The 13,214-nt window shown below is 41.4% G+C and carries 18 protein-coding genes; 4 read left to right on the forward strand and 14 right to left on the reverse strand.

Going from position 1 to position 13,214, the window contains the following annotated elements; all coding sequences use genetic code 11:
* Window positions 1–431: 431 nt before the first annotated feature.
* From LQ216_RS08120 to LQ216_RS08160, 9 genes are all read right to left on the reverse strand, one after another.
* Window positions 432–818, reverse strand: coding sequence for a hypothetical protein (locus tag LQ216_RS08120; RefSeq protein ID WP_230128683.1), 387 nt, complete (start codon window positions 816–818; stop codon window positions 432–434).
* A 552-nt stretch (window positions 819–1,370) separates the two neighbouring features.
* Complete coding sequence (locus tag LQ216_RS08125; protein WP_230128685.1) at window positions 1,371–2,147, reverse strand: sulfite exporter TauE/SafE family protein; 777 nt, start codon at window positions 2,145–2,147, stop codon at window positions 1,371–1,373.
* A gap of 59 nt (window positions 2,148–2,206) precedes the next feature.
* A complete protein-coding gene (locus LQ216_RS08130; RefSeq protein WP_230128687.1) occupies window positions 2,207–2,434 on the reverse strand; it encodes a sulfurtransferase TusA family protein in 228 nt (75 codons plus the stop codon).
* 25 nt (window positions 2,435–2,459) lie between these two features.
* A complete protein-coding gene (locus tag LQ216_RS08135; RefSeq protein ID WP_230128826.1) occupies window positions 2,460–3,572 on the reverse strand; it encodes an MBL fold metallo-hydrolase in 1,113 nt (370 codons plus the stop codon).
* Window positions 3,573–3,625: 53 nt separating this feature from the next.
* Entirely contained in the window at window positions 3,626–4,195 is a 570-nt protein-coding gene (locus LQ216_RS08140; protein ID WP_230128689.1) for a sulfurtransferase TusA family protein, read from the reverse strand.
* 51 nt (window positions 4,196–4,246) lie between these two features.
* Complete coding sequence (locus LQ216_RS08145; protein WP_230128691.1) at window positions 4,247–4,543, reverse strand: rhodanese-like domain-containing protein; 297 nt, start codon at window positions 4,541–4,543, stop codon at window positions 4,247–4,249.
* A 22-nt stretch (window positions 4,544–4,565) separates the two neighbouring features.
* Entirely contained in the window at window positions 4,566–5,048 is a 483-nt protein-coding gene (locus LQ216_RS08150) for a DsrE/DsrF/DrsH-like family protein (RefSeq protein WP_230128693.1), read from the reverse strand.
* Window positions 5,049–5,185: 137 nt separating this feature from the next.
* A complete protein-coding gene (locus LQ216_RS08155; protein WP_230128695.1) occupies window positions 5,186–5,446 on the reverse strand; it encodes a metal-sensitive transcriptional regulator in 261 nt (86 codons plus the stop codon).
* Window positions 5,436–5,801, reverse strand: a complete 366-nt coding sequence (locus LQ216_RS08160; protein WP_230128828.1) for a sulfurtransferase — start codon at window positions 5,799–5,801, stop codon at window positions 5,436–5,438. Before LQ216_RS08160 ends, LQ216_RS08155 begins: the two co-directional genes overlap by 11 nt.
* 445 nt (window positions 5,802–6,246) lie before the next feature.
* Between LQ216_RS08160 and LQ216_RS08165 the strand changes: the two genes are divergently transcribed.
* Both LQ216_RS08165 and LQ216_RS08170 read left to right on the forward strand, forming a co-directional pair.
* Window positions 6,247–6,558 (forward strand): metalloregulator ArsR/SmtB family transcription factor, encoded by a 312-nt coding sequence (locus LQ216_RS08165; protein WP_230128696.1) that lies wholly within the window; start codon window positions 6,247–6,249, stop codon window positions 6,556–6,558.
* A 3-nt stretch (window positions 6,559–6,561) separates the two neighbouring features.
* Window positions 6,562–7,050 carry an SRPBCC family protein gene (locus tag LQ216_RS08170; RefSeq protein WP_230128698.1) on the forward strand — a complete coding sequence of 163 codons (489 nt, stop codon included), beginning with the start codon at window positions 6,562–6,564 and terminating at the stop codon, window positions 7,048–7,050.
* A gap of 56 nt (window positions 7,051–7,106) precedes the next feature.
* On the opposite strand, the gene LQ216_RS08175 is transcribed toward LQ216_RS08170, so the two are convergent.
* Window positions 7,107–7,673 (reverse strand): Uma2 family endonuclease, encoded by a 567-nt coding sequence (locus tag LQ216_RS08175; protein ID WP_230128700.1) that lies wholly within the window; start codon window positions 7,671–7,673, stop codon window positions 7,107–7,109.
* A 233-nt stretch (window positions 7,674–7,906) separates the two neighbouring features.
* Between LQ216_RS08175 and LQ216_RS08180 the strand changes: the two genes are divergently transcribed.
* Complete coding sequence (locus LQ216_RS08180; protein WP_230128702.1) at window positions 7,907–8,131, forward strand: hypothetical protein; 225 nt, start codon at window positions 7,907–7,909, stop codon at window positions 8,129–8,131.
* A 64-nt stretch (window positions 8,132–8,195) separates the two neighbouring features.
* Here LQ216_RS08180 and LQ216_RS08185 read toward each other — a convergent pair whose 3' ends face one another.
* Window positions 8,196–8,393 carry a hypothetical protein gene (locus LQ216_RS08185; RefSeq protein ID WP_230128704.1) on the reverse strand — a complete coding sequence of 66 codons (198 nt, stop codon included), beginning with the start codon at window positions 8,391–8,393 and terminating at the stop codon, window positions 8,196–8,198.
* Window positions 8,394–8,764: 371 nt separating this feature from the next.
* On the opposite strand from LQ216_RS08185, the gene LQ216_RS08190 reads away from it, so the two are divergent.
* Window positions 8,765–9,223, forward strand: coding sequence for a YndM family protein (locus LQ216_RS08190; protein WP_230128706.1), 459 nt, complete (start codon window positions 8,765–8,767; stop codon window positions 9,221–9,223).
* Window positions 9,224–9,304: 81 nt separating this feature from the next.
* Here LQ216_RS08190 and LQ216_RS08195 read toward each other — a convergent pair whose 3' ends face one another.
* The 3 genes from LQ216_RS08195 to glcD form a co-directional block, all read right to left on the reverse strand.
* Complete coding sequence (locus LQ216_RS08195; protein WP_230128708.1) at window positions 9,305–10,300, reverse strand: zinc-dependent alcohol dehydrogenase family protein; 996 nt, start codon at window positions 10,298–10,300, stop codon at window positions 9,305–9,307.
* Window positions 10,301–10,384: 84 nt separating this feature from the next.
* On the reverse strand, window positions 10,385–11,722 hold the full coding sequence (locus tag LQ216_RS08200; RefSeq protein ID WP_230128709.1) for a (Fe-S)-binding protein: 1,338 nt from the start codon (window positions 11,720–11,722) through the stop codon (window positions 10,385–10,387).
* On the reverse strand, window positions 11,719–13,131 hold the full coding sequence (glcD, locus tag LQ216_RS08205) for a glycolate oxidase subunit GlcD (RefSeq protein ID WP_230128711.1): 1,413 nt from the start codon (window positions 13,129–13,131) through the stop codon (window positions 11,719–11,721). Before glcD ends, LQ216_RS08200 begins: the two co-directional genes overlap by 4 nt.
* Between the last annotated feature and the right edge of the window lie 83 nt (window positions 13,132–13,214).

Below are 13,214 nucleotides of genomic sequence, written 5' to 3' on the forward strand. Positions count from 1 at the left end.
GAAATAGAGTTTCATTTAATGAAGAAAAAGTATAATTTCCCCTTCAAGTTTAACCATACACAATAGTTGTTAATCCTGCCAGGGACTGTGAATGTAAGATGAACTAGGGCTTGAGGCGTAGTTTTTAAATCCGCTTACCGAGGAGTTACAAAATATATATAAGAAAAGGAGGAAGTGAAATACAAGCGCAATAACCATTACACCCGACGATAACGACATTTCTTTCTCAGAAATTTGAGGGAACATTTTTTCGATAGACCATGTTATAAAATAGACTAGGAGACCAACTAGAACAGCTGTTGAAATAAAGTCATAGGGCAACACAATTGAAAAGTTCTCTTTGATTATATCTACAAAATTTATAGCTAAAATACCGATAATTATGAAAATAAGTGAGGTTAATCTCAGAAGCATGTCCCCCTTTGTTAAAATTAGCTTTCCATTTCAACTAGTCTCGCAACCTCATGCCCACAGTTTTTGCATTTACCCTTCAATACAATCCCAAATTTATCCGGTTCTATCGTATAGTCCACAATCGTTACAACATCGCTGCAATGTCCGCAGAAGACATTATTAAGTAACATATCACGGTCCGCTTGAGGGATTTTCATCCATTTGCTGGCTGCACCAAATGATATGATATCTGCATGCTCTTGTGCTCCATCATCTTCTTTCATTTTAGTGGAAAGATATGATTGGAATTCCTTGCTCATCTTGAAGCTTTCAACCAGAAGGTCCGTTAGTTCTTGCTTTGAGTGCCCCTTAAGATGCTCTCTTAGCTCTTTAATCGAGATTTTGGCATTCTTATCTTTCATCATATGATCAATCCATTTCCATTTTTACTCTTAGATTAGCACGGTTTAAAGCATCAGTAAAATTATCATCCCTATATAGGGATAGTATTTATTATTTTAGAAGAAGAAATTTTTAAAGAATGGTGAGAATCAAAGGGAAACCAGCATGATGCGGGAAAAACGGCTTTTGGAATTTGGGGAGCAACAAAATACTATCCAGCAGTCTATTGTAAACAGAGAAAACAAAAATGCTTTTGTATTTTAAGCGAGAGGCTGAATCGTTCTTTTAAAAAAGACAACTCCTGTTGTAAAATGTACCCTATAGAGTAGACACTTTAAAAAAGTCTAACAATAGGGTACTTTTTGTATAATTATGAAAAAAACGGATTGGGAAGACATCGAATGAGTAAAAAGATTTTTAAAGAAAAAGAGATTGAAATACTTTCCAATAATTCTTACGTTAAATCAGTGAGTTCTATAGAGATCATCTTTTTAGTACTGCCTAGTCTTTTCTTAACTGTCCTTTACAAAGGGTACACTTTATATAGACAGTGGAGGTTTTTTGATTTTGGATTATCAAAACATATCCAACCAAATTTTAATAGCTGAGGATAAAATTAAAACACCCAAAATCCCTTGCAAAGCTTTCGTATTGATCTTTTGGCCAAACTTTGCTCCTAATGGAGAGGCTAACAAGCTAGCGATAATCATGATGATAGCAGGGACATAAAGAACTTGGCCTGTACTAATTTTCCCGACGGATGTCCCGATAGAGGAAATAAGCGTAATCGCAAGCGATGTGGCTATCGTCATTCTTGTTGGTATCTTTAGTACTACAAGCATGATTGGGACAAGAATGAACGCCCCGGCCGCCCCTACAATACCTGCTCCTATACCGACAATGAATGCGAGGATGGCTGCTAACGATCCATTAAACTTCACTTCTTCAAGCGGTATCTCATCTATTCCTTTTTTCGGGAGAAGCATCATGACTGATGCAATGGCTGCCAGTATTCCATATACGAGATTTACTTCACCTTCTGACAGAATGCTAGATCCATAACCGCCGACAAAGCTTCCAATCAATATACTTAAGCCCATATAGAGAATGAGTGACTTATTCAAATACCCATCTTTACGATATACCCATACACCTGCAATTGCGGCAAAAAACACTTGAATGGCGCTTATCCCTGAGACTTCATGCGGGGTAAAAGCCACAAATCCCAATAACGGCGGAATGTATAAAAGCATTGGATATTTAATAATCGATCCACCGATACCTACCATTCCTGATATAAATGAACCGATAAAGCCGATTAAGAAAATCGTTATGATGAGTCCTACATCCACACTTTCTCCTCCTTATAAGGAGAAAAGGTATCCATCACGGATACCCATTCCTCCGTTTATTATCCTTTTTTAATCCAGAATTTCAGTACTTCGCCTTCCTCGGCATAATCCAATAATTCGTGTCCGCCTGATTTTGCCCATGCAGCAAGATCACTCCTTGCTCCTTTGTCCGTCGCATGTATTTCTAGAACTTGGCCTGTCTCCAACTCTGTAATAGCTTTCTTTGTTTTGACTATTGGCATAGGGCATGCCACTCCTTTTACATCCAATACTTTCGAAACTTCCATTATTGACGATCTCCTTTTAGTTTATTTATCGAACCGCACAACGGTTTGGACCGATCTCCATTTCTCGTTGCGTCTCTTCGTCCGGATAAGTTTTCCCCATATTTGTTTCACGAATTTCCCGGTATGAATTAGGCTGTGGGGGCAGGTTGCCTGTGACAGCCCTTCTGAACTCTGCTTCATCCGTAATATTGAGTCCATGATTTTCAATGAATAACTTTGCTAGTTTCTCTGATACAGTTCCATCCTCATTTAATTCAGCAATATTCATAAAGTGAGCCGGAAGTACAATTAAATCGTCTGATAGCTCTCTGTACCTTTCATAAAGAGTTTCTCTCAAGTCCACGACCCAGTCCTCTGCCAAGCCCGCCAGATCTGGTCTTCCAATCGAGTCAATAAACAAGATATCTCCGGTAAGCAAGTACTTTCCATCGATTTCAAAAGAAGTGGAACCTATTGTATGGCCGGGAGAATAGATTGCTTGAATCTCAATCGTTGTATGGCCGATATTTACAACAGTACCTTGCTCTAATGGCTGGTACTTAAAAGTCACTTCTGTTGCATCCTTTGGTGGCAGCCAGTAAGTTGCGTTAGTTGCTTGAGAAATGTTTCTTCCACCCGAAATGTGGTCAGCATGGAGATGGGTATCAAATACGTGGGTAATCTTTACTCCCATGCGATTTGCGAAATCGAGATAGATATCCGTCATGCGTGTCGCATCGATAATGGCAGCCTCACCGTTCGATACAATCATATAAGACAAACATCCCTTGCCAATCCGTACAAATTGATACACATGACCACCATTTGTTAAGTCCCCTACTTTTACCGGCTCCAAATATTCACTCCACGCTTTCATTCCGCCTTTAAAATAGGAAACCGCAAGTCCTGCATCAGAAAGCATCTCAGCAACCATAATGGATGAGCCTTCTTTGGCACAAACTACTAATACTTCTTTATTGGATGGGATTTTATCCAGGATTCCCTCTACGCCATCAAGGAGATCAAAATAGGGTACATTCAAGTATTCAAAATTTGCTCCTTCAATCTTCCAATCAATAAAGTCACTTTCATTGCGAACATCCAGAATAAATAATTGTTCTTTATTCAACACCTTCTTTGTAACCTCTTTGGCTGTCATTTCATTCACAGACACTTTATATACCCCCCAGAGTATTTATTTACTTAAAAAATTTATTTTACTAACTTTTCTGTAGGTCCGTTCCATTCGCTCATACCAGGCACTACATTAATCACTTTTTTAAAGCCTGCTGCTGTCAGTTTTTGTGCAGCCAGGTCACTGCGGCTTCCTGAACGGCATACGATAAAAACCTCAGTTTCTTTATCTAATTCTCCCTGTCGCTTCTCTAACTCACCCAATGGGAAGGACTTAGCGTTCGGGATATGATTAAAAGCAAATTCAGCCGACTCACGCACATCAAGAATAAGGATATTCTGTTTTTCTACTATTTTTTGCTGTAAGTCTTCATTCGTAATTACAGATGGGTGCTTCTTTTCTTCAGTCTCCTCTCCACCTGCTTTACGAAGATAATGCCTAAGCACTTCACCCTCTTCGACTGTTCCCAGGTATTGATGGCCTATACTTTCCGCCCATGCTTTCATATCGGCTGTCGAGCCTTTGTCTGTGGCTTGCACTTCCAACACATGTCCCTGCTCTATGCCGTTCATTGCCTTTTTCGCTTTTATAATTGGCATCGGACATGCTAAGCCCTTTGCATCTAATACGGAATTAGTTTGAATCATGTTTTTTCTCCCTTTTTTATACCGTATGGGGTATATTATTTTTCAAAAAAATTATTCGGTGGGACCTTCCCACGCAAGCATTCCGCCTGTCATGTTAATGACTTGATATCCGCGGTCTTCCAAAAGCTTTGTTGCCTGTGCGCTTCTGCCCCCTGAACGGCATACTAGAATATATTCCTTTGATTTATCCAGTTCATCCATACGGAATTCTAACAATCCTAATGGGATGTGAATCGCGGTTGGAATTTTCCCGGCCTTTACTTCTTTTACTTCGCGGACATCCACAATATGAATTGGTTTCTTATTTTCTAACAATGCTTCTACTTCGATTGGGGTAATCTGATTCATAGTTTAACTTCCTCCATTATCTTTAAATAAATAAGTTTACGTTGCCTTTTTCAGCATCACCAAGATAAGCTGCCACTCCGGCATATTCGATTTCATCTAATAATTCCTCTTGCTGTAATCCAAGTAAATCCATTGTCATTGTACATGCTATCAGTTTTACATCCTGTTCCTGCGCCATTTCAATTAACTGGGGCAGTGTCATCGCATTATGCTTTTTAATCACCTGCTTGATCATCTTAGGACCCATTCCGGCAAAGTTCATTTTGGATAATCCCATCTTGTCGGCACCTTTAGGCATTATTTTGGCAAACATTTTCTCAATGAACCCTTTGTTTAAGGATACATGCTCATCTTTTCTTAAAGCATTTAATCCCCAGAATGTATGGAAGATGGTAACTTCGTGATCATAAGCAGCCGCTCCATTTGCGATAATGTAAGCAGCCATTGCCTTATCATAATCACCGCTAAATAAGATGATCGTTGTTTTTTTCTTTTGTTCAGTCATTTGTGTGACCCTCCTATTATACTATTACCCCTATGGGTATGTGATAAATCAAAAAAAGAAGAAATAACAATACCCCTATGGGTATATATTATGTTAAAAGAGAAAGCTCGTCAACCCTCAAAGTTGATGAACTTTTCTCATCTGCTTTTGATTAGCAGCTCAACTGCTTCTTTAACAAGATGCTCCGTACCTTCCCCTTTCTCGACATTCTCCCTTACACATTGTTCAAGGTTGGTACTGACAATCACACCCATTGTACGATCAATGGCATTGCGTGCTGCTGACAATTGATTAACAATATCCCTACAGTCTTTGCCCTGTTCCATCATACTTATAACACCTTTAACTTGCCCTTCAATCCGTTTTAAACGGTTTATTACATTTTTATCATACTCCATAATCTAACACCTCTTTCTTACAAGGACAGTCTATTAACTCGTAACTGGCCACATTAATGCCTTTTCTTTTTAGAAAACGTACTCCTAAATTCAACTCAAGTCGATTAGAAGCCAACACATGTATTTTACCATGTGGAATTTCTTTATAAAAACGCGCCAAATATGCGTAAGGAATATTCAGTGAATGCCGGTTTGACGTTGGTTCGTTATAATCCCTAATATCCAGTATTGTCATGCCATGATTTTTCAGCATATTATCTTTGTCCATACAAGGGATATTTTTTATAGGATAATAACGTTTATAAATAAACGATGCTAATAGCAAGAAAGAAAGGATTAGAAGTAAAAGAATTATAGACACCACCTTTATTGTTCTCCACACCCCAATATTATACCTATAGGGGTATATAGTCAAGTCAGTTGCAGCAAAACTACTCCGGATATTAGGAGTAGAAGTTTACGATATTTACTCTATGCCTTGCATGGTTTAGACCATCAGTGAAATGTAGATAAATACTTGTTAACAAAATTGGAGAAACTATTGTTAATTAAAATTGGATGGTTTTAATTGTGTGAAATATTCATCTTTTTCATCCTGCATTTCAATTAGAAAACCTCCTTTAAATCAATGCTTTGTCCCTCTATAATTATTGATGTAAGTTCTCCAATATCTATTTTCGTAGCGTATTGTTCATACTTTTCTTCTTTATTCATTCCGAATCGATTAACTTGCTTATTATATAACTCGAGGATAATATAACCGCATGGTAATACATTAAATGAACAGGACTGTGATTATCATGCAAAATCAAAACCTATTCGAGATCATAGCGGAAACAAACCGGAGACACATTATAGACCTTCTGCGCACCCGACCAAGATCTGTCGGGGAACTGGTCGAACATTCTCAATTAAGTCAACCGGGCGTTTCTAAGCATCTTCGCATACTTCGTGAAGCTGGGTTGGTCACCGCTAGCAAGGAATCGCAAAAGCATATTTACCATTTGCATGCAGAACCGTTAAAAGAAATTGATAATTGGCTGGAGCCTTACCGTCAGCACTGGTCGGAGAGGCTCGATGCACTTGAACAATTTTTAGATGAGGAGGAATAACAAATGTTAGCTGTAATAGAGAAAGTTGAGGGTGGCTATGTCGCCCGGTATGATCGTCCATTAAAACATTCCGCAGAAAAAGTTTGGGCTGCTTTGACAGAAAATGATAAGCTGGCAAAATGGATGTCAAATCTCCAAGTAGATGAGCTTCGAAAAGGAGGAACCATAAGGTTTGATATGAAAGACGGTTCCGGGACATTTATCGATATGAAGATTTTGGATTACCAAGAGTATTCCGTGTTGGAATATGAATGGGGCAAGGACCGTGTCCGCTTTGAGTTATACCCAAAAACGGATGGCTGCCTGCTTGTATTGAAAGAGTTTATCAGCACATTAACGGATCATACATCAAAGGATCTATCAGGTTGGCATGTATGCTTGGATGTCCTGTCCGCTTTATTGGAGGGCCGTTATATGGAATTCCCAAAAGGCGAATGGGAACAATGGCATGAAAAGTATAAAATCGCCGTCAAAGAAATGCAAAATGAATAAGATTTAATCAGAAAACCACTCTATCAGGGAGTGGTTTTCTACTTTAAAGGATTTCTTTATTTTGAAAAAACATGTTCTAAATCAATGCTAAAGTCCTCTAAGACCTTTGATGCAAGAACCCCGGCGTTAATTTTCATATCATGTTGTTCATACATTTCCTCTTCGTTGAGGGCATAAACAGTTATTGCATGAAGCATGGGGTTTACAATCCAATACTCTTTCACTCCATAATCCATATATAAATTCAGCTTCGTAACCAAATCATGGGACTGATTGGAAGGGCTCAGAATTTCAACAATTAAAGTCGGAACACCAACATACCTCGCATCAGTAAAACCACTTTTATCACAGATCACGCATAAATCCGGTATGACAATCTTAGTGCCCTCCACTCCATCTTTCTTTAATTCAATATCATAAGGCGCACTAAATACTTCACAGTCTTTCCCTTCAAGAAACATACCGAATCTGAACTGAAGCTTGTTTGACACCCTTTGATGCTTTGTCGAAGGTGATGGGGTCATATATACGGCTCCATCTATATATTCAAGTAAGCCTTCACTGCTTTCCCGCATTTCAAGATACTCATCTAAAGAAACAAAGCGATCACTGGCAAGTGCCATAGTTTCACTCCTTAGAAATACTTTATTACCATCTTATCATTTTTTATTGTGTTGATAAAAATCAACTTTTTTCTTTGATTAGGTTTGGCAATATTTAAAAAAAAGTTAGAAAGGTCCAACCTCATGAATTGTTTTTAAGTACCTGCTTAAATAATAAGGATAGTTTTTCTTGTAATAACGCTCCCAATTCATAGGGAATTAATAAGGAGAGTTAATTAAAGGAGGGATCGCTAATGGCAGATAAAGATAAGGTCACTAACGTGGATCATGCAAAAAAGAACGAGGATACAGCAGCTGTTAATGTGGAAAACTCTTCTGCAAATCGAAAGCAGAACCCGGAAATAGGGTCCAGGGGACGTGGTCCGATCATTATTAATGACTCGGATGCAACCATGCTGAATCGGGGGATTTTTGAAAACACTCATCGTGAATATTATGATGGTGACGAGTACCGGTGAATGAAGCATAACGAAGAAAAAGGGCTCGAGTCTCCGATTGCCGGATCTCGGGCCCTATATATTTTTAGAATATTTTTCTGTTCGTTTTGTTATCCACGCTTGCGAATTCGGTTCCAAATCTCCCGGAAGAGCCTGCCTGATTCTCTGCGGCTTCAGCCTGGTTACGGCATGTTGCCTCAGCGTCCACTCCAGGGGCATAATCCGAGTTTTGGAGAGATTGATTAATGCATGCTGCATCCCGGCTTCGTCGATTGTCTGCCATTGAAATCACCTCCCCGCTTAATGTCCCCGAAACCGCCCCTGCGTATTACGGAATTCTTCAATAGTTTTACGGAATTTATCTATTATTTTACGGGAAAAGTAACTGCGTATTAGTCCCATTCCGATCACAACGATAGCTAATCTTTGCTTTTATCTTTCACATTTTTCTGGTCTGTTTTATATAGCATGACACAGCTGGAGATAAAGGTGACGATTCCCATAATGGATGTCAGATAGTACATATGCATAATGTTCACAATTCCGCACTCCTGTCTGGCTATTTTTTATTAGTGTCCCTTTTGTCTCAGAAAAAAATACCTGTATATTCTCCTGCACATTAGGAAAGCTACCTGTAATGAAGGAGGGTGTTATATGGAACATTTGAGGTCAATTGTTATAAAATTCGTATTTACTTTGGCCATTCTTTACGTTATTCTGGGCATCATTTTCGACATGAACTTCACGAACGTGTTATTGACTGCCACGGTGGTCACTGTAGCGGAATATATCATTGGCGATTTGTTGATATTGCCGAGGACGAATAATACTATTGCTACAGCTGCTGATTTTGGTTTAGCGTTGTTTGTTATATGGGTCATGATTGCGAGATTGACCGATGCTGCCAACCCGTTTGTGCCGGCTCTCATCGCATCCGCGACATTTGCGGTCTTTGAATACGTATTTCATAAATATTTCGCCAACACTGTACTCGACAATGGAGACAAGCCCGGAGATCAAACGAGGATGCAATTCCAGACAGAAGCATCTGAGGAGTTTTCTCCGCCAAGGCGCACTAAAGGGAAGAAAAAAGATCGTTTGCCAAGGCTATAAATTTATGAAAAAAAGAGTGTCCCAAAACGCGTTGGAACACTCTTTTTTTCGCAATTTATATACTTTTTCACAACTGGATCCCTACCAATTATTTGTTAAAACAACTTTACCTATAGCTTTCCCGGACTCCAGGTATTCATGGGCTTTCGAAACTTCATCAAAGGTAAAATGGGTGGAGTCAACAACCGGGCGAAGCTTCCCTTCCTCAACTACCTGAGCAACCTTCTTCAAAATCTCGCCATGGTTTTTTCGCTCGTCCGCATTGATAATCTTTAATAACATAAAAGTGACATGCAGCGAAAGTCCCTTTGCATGCAATGGCGAAAGGTCATGTGTCGATCGGGCAGCAATTGCCAGAACCGTTCCATGCATCGCAGCGGCTTCAAAAGAACGGTCAAGGTTTTCTCCTCCTACCGTGTCAAACACGATTTCAAATCCTTTTCCGTTCGTATATGTTTGGACATAGTCCTGAACGGCTTCTTCCCGGTAGTTAATAGCCTCATCTGCTCCCAGACGCTTCGCAATATCTAGCTTCTCCTGGGAAGAGGCAGTGGTATACACATTCGCTCCCGCCCATTTGGCCAGTTGGATCGCTATATGCCCTACTCCGCCGGTAGCAGCGTGCACGAGTATATCCTGCCCGGCTTTAAGGTTTCCTCTTTCGAATAATGCTTCCCAAGCAGTGATGCTGACTAACGGCAGGGCAGCGGCTTCTTCCATCGTCAGATTTTTCGGTTTGTGTGCAAGCAATTGGGCATCTGCCAGCATAAATTCCGCAAGTGCACCGCCGGTTCCTTTGAATCCGCCCGCGCAGCCAAATACTTCATCTCCAGGCTTAAACCCAGTAACCCCTTCCCCTAATTCGGCAACAATCCCGGCAACGTCCCCTTGTATCACTGCCGGAAACTCTGGGGCAACAGCAGGAACTGCACCACTGCGAACTTTCGTATCAATGGGATTCACGCTTGTTGCCTTCACTTCGATCAGGACATGCCCCGGCTTTACCTCAGGCTTTGAAATCTCTTTTAACTTAAACACGGAAGGATCTCCAAACGATTGAATAATTTGTGCTTTCATTCCAGTCACTCCTTTCTTATTACTTTACAGAAAATTCGAACAGTAGACAATCATTAAAGCATCCCTGCAGACAGACAAAAAAACCTAGACAACTGCCGGTTCTTTCACAGCCTCCAATAGCAGGTCGACAATATGGACCCCTCTCATGGTAGATGAAAGTCCTTCCCGTTCAATGCCAAGCTTCATTTGCAGCAAGCATCCTGGATTCGCTGTTGCGATTGCCGCAGCATGAGTAGCCTTAGCCAGTTCCATCTTGGTATCAAGTAATTTCATGGACATTTCCGATTCGATAATATTGTAAATTCCGGCAGAACCACAGCAGCGGTCTGCATTTACCATTTCCCTGAATTCCACACCCTTGATAGCTTGAAGCAGTTGCCGTGGTGCAGACGATGTTTTCATTACATTCTTTAGATGACAGGAATCCTGGTAGGTAACAACCTGATGAGGAAGTTCGAGGTTGACCTTTTTATGAAATTTAGCGGCCACGAGCACTTCCGAAATATCCTTGATTTTTTCTTTGAAAGCGATGGCCCGTTCTTTCCATACAGGGTCATCCTTGAGCAAGTGGTCATAATCAATCAAAAATGCGCCGCACCCTCCGGCATTCGTGATGATGAAATCAACATCCAAGTCTTCGAACGCTTTTATGTTTCTTTTGGCGAGCTCTTTTGCACTCTCTTTTTCTCCGCTATGTCCGTGAAGGGCTCCACAGCAGGCCTGATCCTTTGGTATCACTATTTCACAGCCCGCAAGCTGCAGGAGTTTCATCGTTGCATTATTTGTTTCAAGGAAAACGGTATCCATCAGGCAACCGCTGAAGAAAGCCACCCTGCTTGTTTGTTTGCCGATAGAAGGTAAATGCTCTGGACGGTTTTTCATTTCCTTTCTGGTCGGAACCTTCGGTAGGACTTTTTCCACGGCAGACAGATTATCAGGAAGAAGTTTCAACATTCCCGTGCTTCTTGCGACTGTCTGCAGACCTGAACGCTGGTAAAATCCAAGCATGCCTGTCAGGTTCTGCATCCGGTTTTGATGTGGAAATAACCCATTAAATACAGCCTTTCTTACCACTTTTACCGGCAGTGAATGCCTTTTGTTCTGGTTGACGATATCCCTTGCTTCCTCGAGCAGATGTCCATAATTAACACCTGACGGGCAAACAGGTTCACACGCCCGGCAGCCGAGGCAAAGATCCAGAGACCTTTCAAAATCTTCATCCGGTTCGACAAGGCCATCCACCACTGCCTTCATCAACGCAATTCTGCCGCGCGGTGAATGTGTTTCCTGATAGCCGGATTCAATGTAGGTTGGGCAGGATGGCAAGCAAAATCCGCAACGCATACAATTTAGTAATTCATCCTGATCCATGCGTGCATTGAATTCGGTTTGTATCTTTCGCTGTTCTTGTAAGGTTGTCATTTTGCGATCACCACCCGCTGTCTGCTTTCTTCTGCGAATACCTTACCAGGGTTCATGATATTGTTCGGATCCAAGGCGTTTTTTACAGCTTTCATCGCCATTACTCCTGCTTTCCCAAGCTTCCATTCAAGGTAAGGGGCCTTCATGACGCCCACACCGTGCTCACCGGTAATCGTCCCTCCCAGTTCAATCGCTTTTTCGAATATTTCGGCAAACGCCTTTTCAACGCGTTCCATTTCCTCATGGTTCCGGGCATCGGTTGGGCATGTTGGATGGAGGTTTCCATCCCCTGCATGGCCGAATGTACAAATAACCAAATTATATTTCTCCGCAATTTCATTGATAGCTTTCACCATTTTTGCGATTTCTGACCTTGGCACGGTCGCATCCTCTAAAATCGTCGTCGGCTTTAAGCGGGCAAGGGCGGACAAAGCGGTCCGGCGGGCTGTCCTTAAAGCCTCCGCCTCAGTTTCAGACTGGGCAATTTGGACGGAGACCGCATTTTCCTGCTTGCAGATTTCTGAGATTAAGGCGATATCGCGTTCGACGACTTCAGGAGGTCCATCCTGCTCGATTAACAGAACAGCTTTCGCTTCAGTAGGCAAACCAATGCGTGCATAGTCTTCCACTACCTTCAATGTTGGCTGATCGAGAAATTCAAGGGTAGCAGGGATTATTTTATTAGCAATGATTTTTGAAACAGATTTCGCTGCCGAATCCAAATCTTGATATAAAGCAAGCATCGTTTTTTTCGTCTCGGGAATGGGAATGAGCTTTAAGGTTGCCTCCGTGATGACTCCAAGTGTCCCCTCTGATCCAACATAAAGACGGGTGAAGTCATAGCCTGCTACATCCTTCGCAAGTTTGCCGCCAGTACGGATGATTTCCCCATTCGGAAGGACAATCTCCAGGCCCATTACATAGTCTCGGGTCACACCATATTTCAAACCGCGAAGCCCGCCGGAGTTTTCATTAATGTTGCCGCCAATCGTAGAGATTTTCATGGAACCGGGATCTGGCGGGTAAAATAAGCCTTTAGCTTCGGCAGCTGTGATGACATCAAATGTGATGACCCCGGGCTGGACGGTTGCGGTTAAATTTTCTTCATCAATTTCAAGAATTCGGTTCATATGCTTAAACAGCATCACGATCCCGCCCTCGAGCGGGCAAGTACCGCCGCAAAGGTTGGTACCTGATCCCCGCGGCACAATCGGGACGTGGTGCTCATTGCAAATCTTGACGATTTCCGCTACCTCCGCCGTATTTCTTGGGCTGACAACGGCATCCGGAAGAGCTTGGTAATTCGGTGTAGAATCATATGAATAGACGAGCCGTCCTGTTTTGGAATCATCGAAGTTTTCCATGGTCACGACAGCGATCATTTTTTCTTTAACTTCATTTGTTAGCAATATCCTTCACTCATTTCTGTTTACAAATTTACACTGGCTGACTTGTGTGCTTACAAGGACATGTTTAATAGCAGCAACTATAT

The sequence above is a fragment of the Bacillus sp. CECT 9360 genome (genome assembly GCF_918741275.1).
Taxonomy (GTDB): Bacteria; Bacillota; Bacilli; order Bacillales; family DSM-1321; genus Peribacillus.